We start from the raw sequence: 17,522 nt of genomic DNA, 5'->3' as shown, positions 1-17,522 counted from the left end.
AGGTGTGCGTATGCTCGCAGGACGGCAACGTTTCGTGGATTTGTTCGGGAGGTCGCGTGAGCGAGGAGTCGCTGTTCAGGGTCGTGCGGGGCACTCCGACAGCCGAAGAGGTCGCGGCGATCGTGGGTGCGCTGTTCAGTCTCGCGCCGACCGCTCCCCCGGCCCGTCCGGCACGCTCCCGGTGGCGGGAGAGCGCTCTGCCGGGTGCCCGTCCGCACTGGCGCTAGTCCCTTCCTCCGTGCTCGCGCCACCACGGCGGCGCGGGATCGTGATCGGCGGCAGGGCCGGCCAGCGACGTGCCTCCCGTTCGGTGAGCATCCGCTCGGCGTCGGCGAGTGACGGCAGCTCGGCGACCAACTGCTGACCGCACGGCCGGCACATCAGCGCGGCCACCGGCACCCGGTCGTAGCAGAACGGGCAGGGCCGCTGATCCAGCGACCGCCCGCGCTCGCCTTGAGCTCCGCCCAGAGCTTCCGCATGGCGCGATGGTACGGACGAGGCGCTAGCGTTCTGACCCGTGAAGACGTTCATTCTCGCCTCAGCCAGCCCCGCCCGGCTGAAGCTGCTCCGGTCCGCCGGCCTGTCGCCACAGGTCATCGTCAGCGGCGTCGACGAGTCGGCCGTGGCGGCCGGTGACGCGGCCACCCTCGCCGGCACGCTCGCCGAGCTCAAGGCCCGCGCGGTGGCCGGCCCGCTCGACGGTCCCCTCGTCCTCGGCTGCGACTCGGTGCTCGCCTTCGACGGCGAGATCCTGGGCAAGCCCGCGGACGCCGACGAGGCCACGCGGCGATGGAAGGCGATGCGCGGCCGGTCCGGGATCCTCTACACCGGGCACTGCCTGATCGACACGGCCACCGGCAGGGAGGCGGCGGCGACCGTCGGCACGACCGTGCACTTCGCCGAGCCGACCGACGAGGAGATCGCCGCCTACGTCGCGTCCGGGGAGCCGTTGCAGGTGGCCGGGGCGTTCACGATCGACGGGCTGGGCGGGCTGTTCGTCAAGGGCATCGAGGGAGACCACGGCAACGTGGTGGGGCTGTCGCTGCCGACGCTGCGCAACCTGCTCGCCTCGGTCGGCGTACCGGTCACTTCGCTCTGGTAGGCATGGTGGTATGACCAAGCAAACGCTCTCGCTCAGCGACGACCTGCTCGCCTACGTCGTCGCCAACGGCAGCGAGCCCGACGATCTCGTCCGGGACCTGATCGACGAGACGGCCCGGGTCCTGCCGGCCGACCAGGGCATGCAGATCGCCCAAGAGCAGGCGGCGTTCCTCACCCTGCTGACGAAGATCGCGGGGGTGCGGACCGCGGTCGAGATCGGCACCTTCACCGGCCTCTCGTCCATCGCCATCGCTCGCGGGCTCGCCGACGGCGGCCGGTTGACCTGCTTCGACATCTCCGACGAGTTCACGAGTATCGCCCGGCGGTACTGGAAGCGCGCCGGCCTCGAGGACCGGATCGAGCTGCGGCTCGGCCCGGCCGCGCAGACCCTGGCCACGCTCCCCGCCGAGCCGCACCTCGACCTGGTGTTCATCGACGCGGACAAGACCGGCTACCTCGGCTACTGGCAGGAGATCGTGCCGCGGATGCGCCCGGGCGGCCTGATCCTGGTCGACAACGTGCTCCGCCACGGCCGTGTCCTCGATCCCGACCCGTCCGACGCCGCGACGATCGCGATCATCGAGTTCAACCGGTTCGTCCTGCGGGACGACCGGGTCGAGTCGATGCTCCTGCCGATCGCCGACGGCCTGACCATCGCCCGCCGCCACTGACCGCGTCCACTCGTCGCGTTGATCTTGTAGTTGTGGTGCCTCGACACTCCCATCTTGTCCGGGTTGTCAGACACCTCGACTTTCGGAGTTCTGTGCTCCTAGGCCGCGGCTTCTGCCCAGGCCAGGAGTACGGCCCGGGTTTCGTGGGGGGTGGGGTTTGCGGCCTTTCCTGCACGAAACCTGGCCGTGATGATGACGCGCCGAAGCTTGATGATCATGTCGTGGTAGGAGGGTTGGGTTTTGCTGCGGTACCAGGGGGCCTGGGCGCGGCGTTGGGTCACGGTGTCGGGGTGGTGGCCGTGCAGGGTGTACCAGCACACGACGAGGGTTTGCGCGGTGAAGCCGAACGGGACGGTGCGGGCTACGGCGGTGGCGGTACGGTTGCGGGCCTGGCCGATGCCGGTGGTTTGTTTGGCGTCCTCGATGGCGACCTCGATCGACCAGCGGGCGGCGTAGCGGGCGACCAGGTCGGCGGCGGTGCTGGTCAGGTCGGTGGTGATGAGGGCGAGGTCGTAGCCGGCTTTGGCGGTGCTGTTCGGGTCGCGGACGAGCAGGACCCGGACGGTGCGGGAGCGGTAGACGCCGTACCACAGGCAGTGCAGGTCGGCGATGTGGACGGTGGTGGTGCGTGCGTAGCGGGTGACCTGGGTGGTGGTCCACGCGGTGGTGGTGGCGGCGATCTGTTTGGGGGTGCCGAGTACGGCGCCGATGCGTTTGGGGCGGCCGCCTTTGCCGGGGGTGGGCACGGCGATGGCGTGGAGTTTGGCGTTGGCGCGGAGTCGGGAGGTCAGGCTGACCAGGGTGGGCAGGCCGCGTTCGCGGTTGGCGCCGACCGTGGCGCCTGGTGCGCCGTCAGCGCCGGCGTACCAGGCGTCGGCGACCACGTGGACGGGCCGGCGAGGCCGGTCGGGGTGGTCGGGGTGGTCGGGGTGGTCGGGGTGGTCGGGGTGGTTGGTGGCTGCGGCGATGATGCTGACCAGCCGGCAGGCCAGGACCTGTTTGGTGGGGCCGCCCTTGGTCCACAGGGCGAAGGCCACCGGCAGGCTGACCGGCCGGTCGTGGAAGGGCAGGGTGACGACGATGGCGGCGATCACCCAGTTGTTGCCCCAGGCGACCTTGTTGCGCCGCGGCCCGGTGGCGGCGCCGTCGTGGTGCCAGGCGGTGGCGTGGACCTTGCGGCCCGAGCGGTGGAACAGGGTGTCGTCCACGGCGATGAGTACCGGGGCGTCACCGGGCAGCAGGTGGGACACGACCAGCCTGGTCAGTGCGGTGCTGACCTGCGTGACACACCAGCGGGCGTGACCGAAGAACCAGTACGCCCGGGAGTGGTGCCATACCCCGGCCAGCCCGGCCCCGGTCAGCATCCCCGTGATGGTGCGCCGGCCGGGCTGCGCGATCATGCCCGCGACCAGGGCGGTGAACGTGCGGAACGACGGCCCGGTGAAACACGGCCGCAGCAGGGCCAGCAACGAGGTCAACGACGTCGGTAGAATCTGCGTCTGAAGCATCGACAGTCCCCTTCTGCCAGGAAGAAGACCGTCGATGCTTCACCATGTTCGGCCGTCGATCACGCCACCACGCCGCACTCACCCGAATTGATCAACCAAAACTCCGAAAGTCGAGAGACACCACAACTGCAAGATCAACGCGGTCATGGGGACGAGGCGGGCAGCTAGCGGACGCCCTTCGCGAACGCCCGCGACGCCCAGATCACCGTGATCACGGTCAATCCGCCGATGACCACCGCGGCCTGCCACACCGAGTCGGCACCCGGGTTGCCGGCGAAGAGCGCACGCACCCCGTCGACGGCCCACGAGAAGGGGTTCCAGTCGGCGACGGTCTTCAGCCAGTTCGGAGCGAAGGTGAGCGGCAGAAGGATGCCCGCGGTCAGCAGCAGCGGCTGCGAGATGGTGTTGAGCAGCGGAGCGAGCGCGTCCTCGCTGCGCAGCTTGAGGGAGATGGCGTACGAGAACGCGGAGAGCATCAGCGAGATGACCGCCATCAGGCCGAACGCGGTGATCACGTCGAGCACGGCGACCTTCAGCCCGAACCCCACCGCGATCAGCACGATGAGCAGGGCCTGGAACAGCAGCGACACGACGTCCCGCAGCGAGCGGCCGACCAGCAGCGCCAGCCGGCTGACCGGTGTCACCCGGCTACGCTCGATGACCCCGGCGCGCAGCTCGGCGATCAGGCCGAAGCCGGTGAACAGCGAGCCGAACATCGCCAGCAGCACCAGCAGGCCGGGGACGAAGAGCTTGTACGCCTCGGCGTTGCTGCTCACCCCCAGCGCCGGCTTGAGCAGCGGGGCGAAGAGCAGCAGGTAGAACAGCGGCTGGATGACGCCGACGATCAGCCAGACCGGGTTGCGCAGCATAAGCTGCATCTGGCGCTGGAACACCAGCCAGGTGTCACGGAGGAATTTCATCGCTGGTCTCCTCAGCTCTCTCGCAGCGATCGGCCGGTCTTGATCAGGAAGACGTCGTCGAGGCTGGGCCGGTGCAGCTCCATGGAGCCGAGCGTCACCCCAGCGTGGTCGAGCAGCCGCAGGATGTGCGGGATGGCGACGGCGCCCTCGTCGACGTAGAGGCGCAACTGGCCGGTCTTCTGCTCCAGGCTGCGCACATAGTCCTGGTTCTGCAGCAGGTCGGCGGCGAAACTGGCGGATCCGTTGACCCCCACCGTCACGACGTCGCCGGCGACCTCGCGCTTCAAGGCGTCGACGGTCCCCTCGGTGACGATCTCGCCGTGATCCATGATCGCGATGCGGTCGCAGAGCGCGTCGGCCTCGTCGAGGTAGTGAGTGGTGATGAAGACCGTCATGCCCTCGTCGCGCAGTCGGCGGATCTCGTCCCACATGTGGGCCCGGCTCTGCGGGTCGAGGCCGGTGGTCGGCTCGTCGAGGAAGACGACCCTCGGCTCGTGGATGATGCCGAGCGCGATGTCGACCCGGCGGCGCTGGCCGCCGGAGTAGGTCTTGGTGCGGCGGTCCGCGTAGTCGGTGAGCTGGAACGCGTCGAGCGCCTTCGCCGCCCGCCGCTGGGCTTCCGCCTTGGAAATGCCGTAGAAGCGGGCCTGGAGGACCAGCTCCTCGCGCGCCGTGCTCTCGTCCCAGGTGCTGCCGCCCTGGGCCACGTAGCCGATCCGGCGCCGGACCTCACCCGGGTCCTTGAGCAGGTCGGCACCGGCGATTTCGGCCTCGCCACCGTCGGGTGTGATGAGCGTGGCGAGCATGCGCAGTGTCGTGGTCTTGCCGGCGCCGTTGGGGCCGAGGAACCCGAAGATCTCCCCTTCCTTGACGGAGAGATCTACCCCGCGGACCGCTTCGACGACCTTCGTCTCCCGACCGGCGCGCGAGCGGAACGACTTCCGCAGCCCCTTGGTCTCGATCATGTCGGTCTCCCTGTCTTCACATCAGCAGGGAGACGGTAACGCGATATACATCGCGTGGTCAAGATTGAATATGTCGCGTACTACTCATCTTCGTCATCGACCGGATCGCCGTACTCCACCCGGAGGCTGTTGCGCCACGCCTCGCCGTAGGCGCCCTCGGGCAGCTCGTTCACGTGTAGGCCTTCGCCGGCCTCGATCCGCGCGGCGATGTCGTGGCACCAGCGGGCCTCCGCCTCGCAGCGGAGCATGGTGAGCTCGAACTGCCAGCCGACGTGCGGCGGCTTGCTCGCGGACCATTCCTCGTCATGGTCGCGATAGGTCGCGGACCAACCCTCCAGCAGTCGCGCGCGAGCCCGCAGGGCGCCGGCCGCCTCGGCCCGCGGCAGCGAGGGCAGAAACGAGAACGCGGCGAGGAAGGGGTCGACCGGCTCCCGGTACTCCCACCAGTACTTGCGTAGCAGCGTTTGGTACTCGGCCTCGCCGTCCCTGGTCATCCGGTACCGCGTACGGGCGGGACGGTTGTTGACCTGCTCGGTGTCGACCTCCTCCAGGAGGCCCTCCTCGGTCATCTTGCGCAACGCGTGATAGATCGAGCCCGGCTGGACGTTGGCCCAACTCTCCACGTTCCAGCTCGTCAACTCCTTGCGGATGTCGTAGCCATGGACGGGCTGGAGTTGCGACACCAGGCCCAAGATCATCAGACGCGTATTCGACACGGCACAAGCGTAATAGGAAAACTTGACTAATGCCCCACAGTGACTTTGTTGGCAAGGCCGGGTGCCGAACCAAGGCTTAGACTGCGCCGAAGGGTTAACCCAAGGGAGCGTTCAGCGTGCGCAAGGTTCTCATCGCCAACCGGGGCGAGATCGCCGTCCGCGTCATCCGTGCCTGCCGCGATGCGGGCCTGGGCAGCGTGGCGGTCTACGCGGACTCGGACCGCGACGCCCTGCACACCCGCCTCGCCGACGAGGCATACGCGCTCGGCGGCGACACCGCGGCCGACTCCTACCTGCGCATCGACAAGCTCATCGACGTCTGCCGGCAGTCCGGCGCGGATGCGGTCCACCCCGGCTACGGCTTCCTGTCCGAAAACGCGGACTTCGCCCAGGCGGTCATCGACGCCGGGCTGACCTGGATCGGCCCGACCCCGCAGGCGATCCGCGACCTCGGCGACAAGGTGACCGCCCGCCACATCGCACAACGCGCCGGTGCGCCACTCGTACCCGGCACCCCCGAGCCGGTGCGGGACGCCGACGAGATCCTCGAGTTCGCCAGGACGTTCGGTCTGCCCGTCGCGATCAAGGCCGCGTTCGGCGGCGGCGGGCGCGGCCTGAAGGTCGCCCGCACGATCGAGGAGATCCCGGCGCTGTTCGAGTCGGCGACGCGGGAGGCGGTCGCGGCGTTCGGACGCGGCGAGTGCTTCGTCGAGCGGTACCTCGACCAGCCGCGTCACGTCGAGGCCCAGGTCCTCGCCGACCAGCACGGCAACGTCATCGTCGTGGGCACCCGCGACTGCTCCCTGCAGCGGCGTCACCAGAAGCTCGTCGAGGAGGCGCCCGCGCCGTTCCTCACCGACGCCCAGCGCGCCCAGATCCACGAGTCGGCCAAGGCGATCTGCCGGGAGGCCGGCTACCACGGCGCCGGCACCGTCGAATACCTCGTCGGCAACGACGGCACCGTCTCCTTCCTCGAGGTCAACACCCGCCTCCAGGTCGAGCACCCGGTCACCGAGGAGACCACCGGCATCGACCTCGTCCGCGAGCAGTTCCGCGTCGCCGACGGCGAGAAGCTCCGGTTCGACGCCGACCCGACGCCGCGCGGCCACGCGATCGAGTTCCGCATCAACGGCGAGGACCCGGGCCGCAACTTCCTGCCCGCACCCGGCACCGTGACGACGCTGACCCTGCCGACCGGTCCCGGTGTCCGCGTCGACACCGGCATCGAGTCGGGCAGCGTCATCGGCGGCAACTTCGACTCGCTGCTCGCCAAGGTCATCGTCGTCGGCGAGACCCGCGACCAGGCCGTCGAGCGTGCCCGCCGCGCCCTCGACGAGATGGTCGTCGACGGCATGGCGACCGCGCTGCCGTTCCACCGCGCCGTGCTGCGCGATCCGGCGTTCACCGACACCCCGTTCCGGGTCCACACCCGCTGGATCGAGACGGAGTGGGTCAACGAGGTGCCGCCGTTCGCCGGCGCGGGCCAGGCCACCGAGGAGCCCGAGCCCCGCTCGACGGTCGTGGTGGAGGTCGGCGGGAAGCGGTTGGAGGTCACGCTGCCCTCCGGCTTCGGTACGGCCAGTGCCCCCGCCCAGTCGGCACCGCGTCGCCGGTCGGCCTCGAAGAAGCAGTCCGGCGCCGCGGGCGGGGACTCGCTGACCAGCCCCATGCAGGGCACGATCGTCAAGATCGCGGTGGCCGAGGGTGACACGGTCGCGGAGGGCGACCTGATCGTCGTCCTGGAGGCGATGAAAATGGAGCAGCCGCTGAACGCCCACAAGGCGGGCGTGGTGACCGGCCTGAGCGCCAAGGTTGGCGAGGTGGTCTCCGCCGGCGCGGTGATCACCGAGATCAAGTAGGCATCAGGCCGCGTGGGCGCCGGTCCGCACGTTCAGGGCGACGGCGACCACGGCGGTGCCGTATGCGCACAGTTCCACCCACGTGTTGGTGACGTCCCGATGGTCGAACCGCATGCCGACGATGGCGTTGGCACCGCGGTGCTCGGCCGCCGCGACCATCTGCCCGACGGCGCGGGACCGCGTCTGCACGAGAAACTGCGACATGTCCGCTCCCGGGCCGCCTTCGGTGGACCGGATACCGGCCGCGAAGGGGTTGCGCGAGGTCGCGACCACGCCCAGCACCTCGCCGAGCACCGTGGTGATCTCGTATCCGGGGAGCCCTTCAGTGGTAACAACCAGCACGAATAAACTGTATGCATATATGTACGACTACGTGTGGATCTAGCCGGAATCACCCGATTCTTCGTCCGGTGCTGGAGAATGGATGCCCCGTTTTCCCGTCCTGACGCGGCCCCGGAGGGCGACTTGGATGGCGGTCCGCGGCGCCCACCCGACCCCTTGACCGGCGGGCGAGCGGCCCCGCCGCGCCCGCCCCGACCCCTGGCCGACAGGTAATCGGCCGTGAAGATCCGCAGCACCCGCCCCGGCCCAGGCCAGCAGGTGAGCGGCCGTGAAGATCCGCGGCGCCCGCCCCGGCCCTGGCCGATAGGTAGCGGCCGTGGAATCCTGTGGTGGCCCAGGCGACCACGCGACTCCACACCAGCCGGCGGGGCTACCACGACGGCCACCCACGCAGGGACGCGGCCCGCCTGGCAGACGTCGACGTCCACAACCTTGCGCCGGACCCGCACGAACCTCCGTGATCATGCTCGAGTCCCCCACGACTTCACGCCGTGATCGCGATGCGTTCGCGATCACGGTTGAGCGGGCCGGATGGTGCGGCTGGGGTTCGTAGATCAAGGGAAACGTCGGGTTGCTTGGCCACAAGGCCGCGTAGTTGCGCCGTGCGGTCGTGACCGGCCGGCGCCGCTCGCCGGAAGCGTCCACATAGGACAGATTGAACCGGGCTGGCTGGGAGTGGTCCACCTGGACGGTCGCCAGGGTGCCCTCGCGTCCGGCGGGTCGACGAGCTGCACGTCGATCTTCGGCCCGTAGAAGGCCGCCTCGCCGGGAGCTTCCACATAGGACACTCCGGCCGCGGCGAGCGCGTCGCGCAGCACGGCGGTCGCTCGTGACCACATCGGCGGATCGTCCACGTACTTGTCGCCGTCGCCGCGCAACGACAGCCGGTACGACGACGGCACGTAACCCGGCGCCTCGTACAGGACCCGCATCAGCCGCAGCGCGGCGACCACCTCGTCGAGCACGCATAGCGCGGCACGGCCGTCCGCGGCGCTACGGTTTCCAGGCCATCAGGTTGGCGAAGAGCTCGGCCTGCTCGATCGCGTCGTCCAGGGCGTGGTGCGTGTGCCGGCGCTTCGACAGCAGGTGCTTGGGCATCCGCCCCTTGACGGCGGCGCCGATCGGCACGCCGGCGCGCACGGCGTAGAACGTCTTCATGTCCAGGCAGCCGGAGTGGCCGAAGATGCTCTCGCCGGTGAACCTCAGCAGGTACCAGTAGAGGAACATCCAGTCGAAGACGGCCGGATACGCCACGATCACCGGCCGGTCGGCGCCCGCCGTGCGGGAGACCCAGGCGGTCAGCTCCGCCATCGCGGTGACCGGGTCGGCGCCGTCGCGCAGCAGCGCCTCCCGGTCGAGCCCGGACACGGCCAGCGCCTCCGGCACGAAGTCGGCGCTGATCGGGCGCAGCTCACGGTAGAAGGTGTCGGCGGCCGGGTCGGCGGCGGTGAACGTGCCGTCGAAGCGCCCGGCGACCGCGAGCCCGACGCTCACCATCGAATACGGCCCCGGTATCGGGCCGTCGGCTTCCACATCCAGGGAGAAGTAGACGTCGGCGCGCATGCGGCGACCATACGTGAATCTACGATCGGAGTCGTGGACGATTCGTTCGCCGCCGTCGTGGCCCGGCTGTACGCGGCGCCCCCGGAGGACTTCGTCGCGCTGCGCACCGAGGAGGTCGCCCGCGCGCGGAAGGCCCGTGACACGCGGCTGGCCGCCGCGATCGCCAAGCTGCGCAAGCCGACGGTCGCCGCCTGGCTGGTCAACCTCGTGGCGCACGAGCGGCCGGACCTGGTCGAGGAGCTGCTCGAGCTGGCCGAGGAGCTGCGCACGGCCCAGCGCGAGCTGCGGGGTGCCGAGCTGCGGGAGCTGTCGACCCGGCGCCGGGCGACCGTCGGCGCGCTGGCCCGGGAGGCCGCGAAGCTGGCCGGCCCGGGGCGGGGCAACCTGCCGTTGACCGAGGTGGAGAACACGTTCGCGGCGGCGCTCGCGGATCCCGAGGTGGCAGCGGCGGTACGGGAGGGAAGCCTCACCAAGGCCCTGGAGTACACCGGCTTCGGCGAGACACCGCGTCCGCAGCTCCGGCTGGTGCACGGCACCGGCGACTCCGCTGCCGCTGCTTCCGCCACTGTCCGCCAGATCCGGTCGGCGCCGTCGGACGACGAGCGTGAGCGCCGCGCCGAGGCCCGTCGCAGGGAGGAGGAGCGCCGTCAGGCGGAGGAGGAGCACGCCCGGGCGGTCCGCCAGGCCCGTCGCGAGCTGATGACCGCGCTGCAACAGTTGTCGGACGCCGAGACGGCGAAGTCGGAGGCCGAGAAGCAGGTGGCGGCGGCGGAGAAGGCGATCGCGCTGGCCGAGAAGCGGGTGGCGCTGGCCCAGGCCGCCCTGTCCGACCTCGGCCCCGCTGCCACCTGAGCCCACCCGAGCCACGGAGATCCACCAAGGTCAACTACTGCGTGCCACGAACGAGTGGCTTCACCGTGATCCGTGCGGGAGGGCAGAATGGCCCGGTGACTCCCGAGCAGGCGGCCGCGGCGGCGAAGCAGGCGGTGCTGGTCCTGGGCGGCGCCTTCAGCGACGATCCCAAGACCATGCGCCGGGCCCGCCAGATCGGGCTGACCGGTTGGGCCTTCTACGTGGCCGGGCGGGGCGGCGCCCTCGGTGACGTGCGCGCCGACACCGTCGCGGCCGCGCTGGGCTTCATCGCGCCCGAGACCGTGCAGGACGGCTGGGACGCCGCCCGCAAGGTCGCCCCACCCGAGCAGATCGCCGCCGACAACCTCGACGAGTGCTGCCGCTGGGGGCGTGAGCACCTCGAGAGTTTCTACGCGCTGCCCAAGCTGGTCGAGCTCGCCGAGCGGGTCGTGGTGAGCGCCGAGACGGCCGGCATGCCGCTGTTCGCCGCCTGGCGGGCCATGCCGCTGCCCGACGACTCGCCGGGTGCCCGGGCCGCGGTGCTGGCCCACCTCATGCGCGAGCATCGCGGGGCCGCTCACCTACTGGCGATCCGGGCCAGCGGCCTGAGCCCGCTGGAGGCCATCATCGCCGGGCCCGAGGGTGAGGCGGGGGCGACCGCGTTCGGGTGGCAGCCGCCCTACCCCGCGTATGAGCCGCTGGTACGCCGCCGTAGCTGGGCCGAGGCGCTGACCGACCGCATCGCCGGTGAGGCGTTCCGGGCGCTGGGCACGGCCGAACGGATCGAACTCGTCAACCTGCTCGACGCGGCGGTGACGTCGGTGAAGGAGGCGTCGCCGGCGTGACAGGGCTTCGGGGGCTGCCCGGCTGGACCGTCCGTGGGTGCTCGCTGCGCGACGTCCCCGCCATCCTGGCGATCACCAGGGCCGGCGACATCGCCGCGCTCGGCGAGCCCGACTGGTCGGAGGACGAGATCGTGGCGACCCTCACGGCGCCCAACCAGGATCCCGCGGTCGACATGTGGCTGGCCTTCGACCCGTCCGGCGCGGCGGTCGCGTGGGCGTACCTCGACAACCCCCAGCGCGGCGCCCGCGACAACGTCGAGGTCTACGGCACGCCCGAGTGCGGGTGGCCCGCCTACGGTCCGCTGCTCGACCTGGCCCTGCCGCGCGTCGCCGAGCGGGCGCGCGACGCCGGGCACGCCGGGGTGACGCTCCGGGCGGGGACGCTCGCCGTCGAGACCGCCTATGTGGCCGTACTGCGGGAGAAGGGCTTCCGGTTCGTGAAACGGCACGCCCGGATGCGCCGCGTGCTGACCGGGCAGGAACAGGCGCCCGGAGGCCCGGACGTCCGGCCCGTGCGGGCCGGCGACGACGCCGAGATGCGGCGGTTCCACGAGGTGCTCGAGTCGGCGTTCGCCGACACGCCCGACTACCAGCCGACGTCGTACGGCGACTGGCGTGCGGCACTGCGCCGGCTGCCGTCGGTGAGCTTCGACGAGTGGTTCGTCCACCTGGCCGACGGCGAGGTCGTCGGCGTGCTCCAGTCGGCCGACCAGGCGGTCGAGCACAACGAGGGCTGGGTCAAGAACCTGGCCGTGCTCCGCCCGCACCGCAAGGCCGGCATCGGCGGCGCACTGCTGCGGACGGCCTTCGCGGCCTATGCGGCGAAGGGCCGCACGTCAGCCGGCCTGGGTGTCGACCTGACCAACCCCACCGGGGCCTACGAGCTCTACACCGGGGTGGGCATGACCATGACCTTCGCCGCCGACATGTACGAGCGGCGGGTCACGGCATAGCCGTTTTGGTGGGCCGGGAGCGCAGCTCCTCCAGATAGTCCGCCGGGGCGCCGGCCTTCGCGGCGGCGTTGGCGATCTCGGCGAGATACCACGCGGTGGGCAGGCCGCCCTCGTAGCCGTTGAAGACGTAGACCCACGCGGTGTCCTCGCCGTCGAGCGTGGCGACGCGCAGGTGAAGCTTCTGGTACGTGCCGGAGAGCGCTCCCTCGACCTCGTCGAGCTGCTTCTCGTCGTTGGGGTGCACGTCGTAGAGCGCGACGAAGACCCGATCGCCGGGTGATTCGACGATCGTGGTGACCGAGCCCTCCCAGCCGAGGACGTCCTCACCGGCGAAGGTGAGGCGCCAGCCCTCCAGCCAGCCGGTGCCGATCATCGGCGAATACGGACAGTAGGCCCGCATGCGGGCAGGGTCAAGGTTCGAGCCATACGCGGCGTAATGACGCACGGCGATGACGATAGACCCGACCGGGTGTACGAGAGAATACTGCAGAGCGTGTCGTATTCGAATCCACTCGTCGGCGCGGGGCGCACCGCTCGGGTGGTGCCGTGCCGGCGGGTGGGAGAATGGTCCGGGAAGCTCGAGGAGGGGTGGGCAGCGTGGGCCGGATCGTGATCATCGGAGGGGGCCCGGCGGGCTACGAGGCGGCACTGGTCGCCGCGCAGCTCGACGCCGAGGTCACCGTGATCGAGGCCGAAGGCGCAGGCGGCGCCTGCGTCCTGCACGACTGCGTGCCGTCCAAGACGTTCATCGCGAGCTCCGACGTCGTCACCGCGCACCTCGACACGGAGGAGTTCGGGGTGATCGGCCCGCCGGGGCCTGACGTGCGGGTCGACGCCGCCGCGGTGCACCAGCGGGTCAAAAGGCTCGCCGCGGCACAGTCGGGCGACATCTATGCCAAACTCGTCAAGGCCGGTGTGGAGTTCGTCACGGGCACCGCGCGCCTCGGCGAGGACACGCTCGGTCACACCCACACCGTGCGGGTGACCCCGACGAGTGGTGACGCTCCGTATGTGATCGCCGCGTCGACGGTGCTGATCGCGACCGGCGCGACCCCGCGCGTGCTGCCGACCGCCGTGCCCGACGGCGAGCGCATCCTCGACTGGCGCCAGGTCTACGACCTGCCGAAGCTGCCCGAGCACCTCATCGTCGTCGGATCCGGGGTGACCGGCGCCGAGTTCGCGTCCGCCTATCTCGCCATGGGCACCGAGGTGACCCTGGTGTCCAGCCGCGACCGCGTCATGCCGCATGAGGACCCCGACGCCGCGATGGCGATCGAGCGCGTCTTCCGCACCCGCGGCATGACGATCCTCAACAACTGCCGCGCGTCCGCCGCCCGCCGCACCGCCGACGGCGTTGTGGTCGAGCTGGCCGACGGCCGGACGGTCGAGGGCTCCCATGTGCTGATGGCCGTGGGTTCGGTACCGCAGACGTCCACGCTCGGCCTGGAGGACTACGGCGTCGAGGTCGCGCCCGGCGGCTACGTGACCGTCGACCGGGTCTCGCGGACCAACGTCCCCGGCATCTACGCGGCCGGCGACTGCACCGGCCTGCTGCCGCTGGCCAGCGTCGCGGCCATGCAGGGCCGCATCGCGATGTGGCACGCGCTCGGCGAGGCGGTGGCGCCGCTCAAGCTGCGCACCGTCGCCGCCAACGTCTTCACCGACCCGGAGCTGGCGAGCGTAGGAATCACCCAGTCCGACATCGACAGCGGCAAGGTGCCGGCGCGGGCGGTCACGCTGCCGCTGGCCGGCAACGCGCGGGCCAAGATGGCCGGGCTGGACGACGGCTTCGTGAAGATCTTCTGCCGGCCCGCCTCCGGCCTGGTGGTCGGCGGCGTCGTGGTGGCGCCCAGGGCAAGCGAGCTGATCATGCCGATCGCGATGGCGGTGGAGAATCACCTGAGCGTCGACCAGTTGGCCCACACCATCACGATCTACCCGTCGATCTCCGGCTCCATCGCCGAGGCGGCCCGCCAGCTCATGCAGCACGACGAGGACTAACACCGCGTCGATCTTGCAGTTGTGGTGCCGGGTCACTCCCTGAATGCCCGGTTTGTCAGGCACCACAACCGCAAGATCGACGCGACCATCTACGCCGCCTGCTGGCAGACCGGGCACCAGTACGCGTTGCGCGCGTTGAGCACCGCCGTGCGCACGGGCGTGTCGCAGACCAGGCAGGGCTGGCCGGTGCGGCGGTAGACGTACACCTCGCCGCCGTGCCGGTCCACCCGCGGCGGCCGCCCCATCGCCTCCGGCATGTGTGCGCTGTGGACGGTGTCGATGCGTCCCACGGCCACGCCGGTGCGCATCAGCATCCGCAGGTCGGCCCAGATCTCCTGCCACTGCGCGTGGGACAGGCTCTTGCCGGTCATCGTCGGCGGCAGCCCGGCCCGGAACAGCGCCTCGGTCACGTAGATGAGCCCGGCGCCGGCCACGACGGACTGGTCCATGAGCAGACCCATGAGGGTCCGCCCGGACTTCCTGATGATTCGGTACGCGCTGTCGCCGTCGCTGTCCGGCACGAGCGGATCCGGTCCGAGCCGTGCGTGGAGCGCCGCGACCTCGCCGGGATCGAGCAACTCGCACGCGGCCGGACCGCGCAGGTCCAGCCAGTGCTCGTCGTTGACCATCCGGAGCCGGATCTCGCCCCACTCCCGCGGCGGCGGTCCGTCACCTTCGGTGAACTTCCCGTAAAGCCCGAGATGGATGTGCAGCGTGTCGCCGCCGGCGTAGTGGTGCAGCAGGTGCTTGCCGTGGGCCTCGGTGCTCTCCAGGACCCGGCCGTCGATCCGTCGCGCGCCCGCGGCGAACCGGCCCTGCGGGCTGCTGACCCGCACCGCGCGGCCGGCGAACAACTCGCGGTGCCGCTCGGCGAGGCGGTGGATCGTATGACCTTCAGGCACGCACGGAATGTACCGACGAAGACCTCAGACGGACTCGCCGGGCTGGAGGCGCGTGTAGTGGGTGCCGGACAGGCGGGTCATGTGGCCGGTGACGATCTGCTGGCCGGCCTCCACGAGCAGGCTGTCGTGCAGGGCGAACGCGCGGTCCGGCCGCAGCGCGCGCGTGAAGTCGATCGCCTCGGCCAGCCTCAGCCACGGTGCCGAGACCGGGACGAACAGCGTGGCGACCTCGTCCTCCGGCACGAAGAACGAGTCGCCCGGGTGGTAGATCGGCCCGTCCGGACTCTCGATCAGGTAACCCACGTTGACGATCCGCGGGATGTCGGGGTGGATGATCGCGTGCTGACCGCCGCGGGCCCGCACGGTCATGCCGGCCGCGACGAACGTGTCGCCGGGTGCGACCGCGAACTTCTCGGCGTCGAGGTCGACCAACTGGGCCTCGACGTCGGGGTGGGTGTAGACGGTGAGCGCCGGTTGCCTCGCCGCCGCGGCGCGCAGCTTCTCGATGTCGATGTGGTCGAAGTGCTCGTGGGTGATGAGCACCGCGTCGGCACCGTCGAGCGACTCCGGCTCGCTGAACACGCCGGGATCGATCACCAGGACCCCGCCGCCGTGTTCGAGCCGCAGACAGGCGTGCGTGTACTTGGTGATGCGCATCCGGTGACCTCCTCGTGGCAGAACCGTGACACAAGCGGCGGGAACGCACCTGCACCGGGCCGCGTCCCAGGGTGCAGTCGGATCTCCCGATCGACCCTACCCAGGAGGCGTCATGTCAGTCAGGCGCACCACACTGTTCCTCACGGCGGCGTGCGCCGCCGTGCTGATGGCGCTGAGCGGGTGCGGTGCCGACAGCCGCGACGACGCCAGTTCCTCCGGCGCGGCACCCCCGGCGGCGGCACCCGCGCAGCAGGGAGGCGCCGGCCCGCAGCAGGACAAGCCCGCGGAGGGCGCCGACTCGCAGGCGAAGGTGCCGGACAACCTGGACGTCGAGAACCGCTCGATCATCTACGCGGGCACGATGACGGTACGGGTGAAGGACGTCGACACCGCCGCCGCGCAGGCGATCGCGTTCGCCACCGGCGCGGGTGGGTTCGTCGGCGGGGACAACCGCCGCCACGACGACCGGCGCTCGCAGGGCACGCTGACGTTACGCGTCCCCGCGGCGAAGTTCACCACAACGCTCGACCAGCTCAAGTCCCTCGGCGACGAGGAGAGCCGGCAGATCACCGCGCAGGACGTGACCGACCAGGTGGTCGACGTGGAGGCGCGGCTGCGGACCGCCCAGGCGAGTGTCGACCGCATCCGGGCGCTGCTGGCCAAGGCGCAGACCATCAGCGAGATCACCTCGCTGGAGTCGGAGCTGTCCCGGCGGGAGGCGGATCTGGAGTCGTTGCAGGCCCGCAAGCGCAGGCTCGACGGGCTGACCGCGCTGTCCACCATCACGCTGGTGCTGCTCGGCCCCGAGGCGGCCGTCGACAAGGAGGACCTCGGCATCGGGGTCGGCCTGGAGAACGGCTGGTCCGCGTTCGTCACCTCGCTGCGGGTCGCGCTGACCGCGCTCGGCTGGCTGCTGCCCTGGCTGGTGCTCGTGGGCGGCCCGGTCTACCTGCTGATCTGGTTGCTGCGGCGGTTCCGGCCGAAGCGCCCGGCGCTGGCCGGTGCGGGCGGCCCCGCGATGCCGCACGCCGGTCTCCCGGTGCCGCCGCCGGGTTCCCCGGTGCCGCCCGGCCGAATCCCGCCGGGTTCCCCGGTGCCGCCCGGGCGAGTCCCGCCGCCGTTCCCGGGTGGCCGGCCGGGTGCCGGTGGCCCGGTTCCACCGCCCGTCGGTGGCCCGGCCTTCCCGGTTTCCGGCCCGATTCCCGTCCCGCCGCAGGGCGGTGCCGGCCCGCTCTCCGCCCCACCGTCGGTTGCCCCATCGCCTTCGGTTTCAGCGCCTGTTTCCGGGGCAGGGGCGGCCGCGGTGCCGGAAGCAGGCGAGGCAGGCGGGTCCGAGCCTACGGCTGAGGGCCGCCGGGAAGCCGCGGGAACTACCCGGTCGGCGGGGCCGCCGGCTGACGCGGAACCCGCGGACCAGCAGCATCCGCGAGGTCCTGCGGAAGACCGCTGACCGCGACTGGTAGCCGGAACGGCCGTCAGCCTCGGGAAGCATCGTGCCGCCGGGCGGGATGTCGATGCCCGGCGGGTCGGCGAACCGCACGTCCTTCGCGGTCGGCGGCTCCACCGGTCCGCCGACGGGGCCGGTGTCCCGCCAGAGGTTGGCGCAACGGGGGGTGTGCTGGCCCCGGTCCGGGATCCTGTGTCCCGGCCGGGCCAGCACCGCGCCG

Annotated in this window: 20 protein-coding genes; 9 read left to right on the top strand and 11 right to left on the bottom strand. The window is 70.9% G+C overall.

All coding sequences use genetic code 11. The features are described 5' to 3' along the window. Window positions 1-2 precede the first annotated feature (2 nt). The gene (locus Drose_RS38720; RefSeq protein WP_313899996.1) at window positions 3-227 is read left to right on the top strand and encodes an acyl-CoA carboxylase subunit epsilon; all 225 of its coding nucleotides are present in this window, start codon (window positions 3-5) and stop codon (window positions 225-227) included. On the opposite strand, the gene Drose_RS38715 is transcribed toward Drose_RS38720, so the two are convergent. Then, complete coding sequence (locus Drose_RS38715; RefSeq protein WP_313900063.1) at window positions 136-393, bottom strand: hypothetical protein; 258 nt, start codon at window positions 391-393, stop codon at window positions 136-138. The genes Drose_RS38720 and Drose_RS38715 overlap by 92 nt on opposite strands. A 124-nt stretch (window positions 394-517) precedes the next feature. Here Drose_RS38715 and Drose_RS04750 point away from each other — a divergent pair, with 124 nt between their 5' ends. Beyond that, window positions 518-1,102 carry a Maf family protein gene (locus Drose_RS04750; protein WP_260726948.1) on the top strand — a complete coding sequence of 195 codons (585 nt, stop codon included), beginning with the start codon at window positions 518-520 and terminating at the stop codon, window positions 1,100-1,102. Window positions 1,103-1,112: 10 nt separating this feature from the next. Next, complete coding sequence (locus Drose_RS04745) at window positions 1,113-1,772, top strand: O-methyltransferase (protein WP_260726947.1); 660 nt, start codon at window positions 1,113-1,115, stop codon at window positions 1,770-1,772. A 98-nt stretch (window positions 1,773-1,870) separates the two neighbouring features. On the opposite strand, the gene Drose_RS04740 is transcribed toward Drose_RS04745, so the two are convergent. From Drose_RS04740 to Drose_RS04725, 4 genes are all read right to left on the bottom strand, one after another. Further along, on the bottom strand, window positions 1,871-3,280 hold the full coding sequence (locus Drose_RS04740) for an IS701 family transposase (RefSeq protein ID WP_260726946.1): 1,410 nt from the start codon (window positions 3,278-3,280) through the stop codon (window positions 1,871-1,873). A gap of 164 nt (window positions 3,281-3,444) precedes the next feature. Beyond that, window positions 3,445-4,200 (bottom strand): ABC transporter permease, encoded by a 756-nt coding sequence (locus Drose_RS04735; RefSeq protein ID WP_260726945.1) that lies wholly within the window; start codon window positions 4,198-4,200, stop codon window positions 3,445-3,447. 11 nt (window positions 4,201-4,211) lie between these two features. Then, window positions 4,212-5,165, bottom strand: a complete 954-nt coding sequence (locus Drose_RS04730; RefSeq protein WP_260726944.1) for an ATP-binding cassette domain-containing protein — start codon at window positions 5,163-5,165, stop codon at window positions 4,212-4,214. Between the two features lie 80 nt (window positions 5,166-5,245). Then, a complete protein-coding gene (locus tag Drose_RS04725; RefSeq protein WP_260726943.1) occupies window positions 5,246-5,881 on the bottom strand; it encodes a PadR family transcriptional regulator in 636 nt (211 codons plus the stop codon). A 116-nt stretch (window positions 5,882-5,997) separates the two neighbouring features. Here Drose_RS04725 and Drose_RS04720 point away from each other — a divergent pair, with 116 nt between their 5' ends. Continuing rightward, entirely contained in the window at window positions 5,998-7,740 is a 1,743-nt protein-coding gene (locus Drose_RS04720) for an acetyl/propionyl/methylcrotonyl-CoA carboxylase subunit alpha (protein WP_260726942.1), read from the top strand. A gap of 3 nt (window positions 7,741-7,743) precedes the next feature. On the opposite strand, the gene Drose_RS04715 is transcribed toward Drose_RS04720, so the two are convergent. From Drose_RS04715 to Drose_RS04705, 3 genes are all read right to left on the bottom strand, one after another. Further along, window positions 7,744-8,082 (bottom strand): YbjQ family protein, encoded by a 339-nt coding sequence (locus Drose_RS04715; protein WP_259861474.1) that lies wholly within the window; start codon window positions 8,080-8,082, stop codon window positions 7,744-7,746. 554 nt (window positions 8,083-8,636) lie between these two features. Continuing rightward, entirely contained in the window at window positions 8,637-9,047 is a 411-nt protein-coding gene (locus Drose_RS04710) for a hypothetical protein (protein WP_260726941.1), read from the bottom strand. Between the two features lie 28 nt (window positions 9,048-9,075). Then, on the bottom strand, window positions 9,076-9,645 hold the full coding sequence (locus tag Drose_RS04705; RefSeq protein WP_260726940.1) for a 3'-5' exonuclease: 570 nt from the start codon (window positions 9,643-9,645) through the stop codon (window positions 9,076-9,078). A gap of 33 nt (window positions 9,646-9,678) precedes the next feature. On the opposite strand from Drose_RS04705, the gene Drose_RS04700 reads away from it, so the two are divergent. The 3 genes from Drose_RS04700 to Drose_RS04690 all read left to right on the top strand — a co-directional run bounded on the left by Drose_RS04700 (window position 9,679) and on the right by Drose_RS04690 (window position 12,295). Further along, the gene (locus Drose_RS04700; RefSeq protein WP_260726939.1) at window positions 9,679-10,497 is read left to right on the top strand and encodes a TolC family protein; all 819 of its coding nucleotides are present in this window, start codon (window positions 9,679-9,681) and stop codon (window positions 10,495-10,497) included. A gap of 95 nt (window positions 10,498-10,592) precedes the next feature. Then, window positions 10,593-11,342 (top strand): SCO6745 family protein, encoded by a 750-nt coding sequence (locus tag Drose_RS04695; RefSeq protein ID WP_260726938.1) that lies wholly within the window; start codon window positions 10,593-10,595, stop codon window positions 11,340-11,342. Then, a complete protein-coding gene (locus tag Drose_RS04690; RefSeq protein ID WP_260726937.1) occupies window positions 11,339-12,295 on the top strand; it encodes a GNAT family N-acetyltransferase in 957 nt (318 codons plus the stop codon). The genes Drose_RS04695 and Drose_RS04690 overlap by 4 nt, the downstream gene beginning before the upstream one ends. Here the strand turns inward: Drose_RS04690 and Drose_RS04685 are convergent. Further along, window positions 12,285-12,740: a gamma-glutamylcyclotransferase family protein gene (locus tag Drose_RS04685; RefSeq protein WP_260726936.1), complete on the bottom strand. Its 456-nt coding sequence runs from the start codon at window positions 12,738-12,740 to the stop codon at window positions 12,285-12,287. The genes Drose_RS04690 and Drose_RS04685 overlap by 11 nt on opposite strands. A gap of 152 nt (window positions 12,741-12,892) precedes the next feature. On the opposite strand from Drose_RS04685, the gene Drose_RS04680 reads away from it, so the two are divergent. Beyond that, window positions 12,893-14,296: an NAD(P)H-quinone dehydrogenase gene (locus Drose_RS04680; RefSeq protein WP_260726935.1), complete on the top strand. Its 1,404-nt coding sequence runs from the start codon at window positions 12,893-12,895 to the stop codon at window positions 14,294-14,296. An 89-nt stretch (window positions 14,297-14,385) separates the two neighbouring features. On the opposite strand, the gene Drose_RS04675 is transcribed toward Drose_RS04680, so the two are convergent. Both Drose_RS04675 and Drose_RS04670 read right to left on the bottom strand, forming a co-directional pair. After that, window positions 14,386-15,198, bottom strand: a complete 813-nt coding sequence (locus Drose_RS04675) for an Fpg/Nei family DNA glycosylase (protein WP_260726934.1) — start codon at window positions 15,196-15,198, stop codon at window positions 14,386-14,388. 24 nt (window positions 15,199-15,222) lie between these two features. Continuing rightward, entirely contained in the window at window positions 15,223-15,855 is a 633-nt protein-coding gene (locus tag Drose_RS04670; RefSeq protein ID WP_260726933.1) for an MBL fold metallo-hydrolase, read from the bottom strand. 112 nt (window positions 15,856-15,967) lie between these two features. On the opposite strand from Drose_RS04670, the gene Drose_RS04665 reads away from it, so the two are divergent. Next, window positions 15,968-17,305, top strand: a complete 1,338-nt coding sequence (locus Drose_RS04665; protein ID WP_260726932.1) for a DUF4349 domain-containing protein — start codon at window positions 15,968-15,970, stop codon at window positions 17,303-17,305. Window positions 17,306-17,522 lie beyond the last annotated feature (217 nt).

The organism is Dactylosporangium roseum (assembly GCF_025264685.1).
Classification (GTDB): Bacteria; Actinomycetota; Actinomycetes; order Mycobacteriales; family Micromonosporaceae; genus Dactylosporangium; species Dactylosporangium roseum.
The sequence above is the reverse complement of the archived record's forward strand: the minus strand, read 5'-3'. Positions and strand labels throughout refer to the sequence as shown.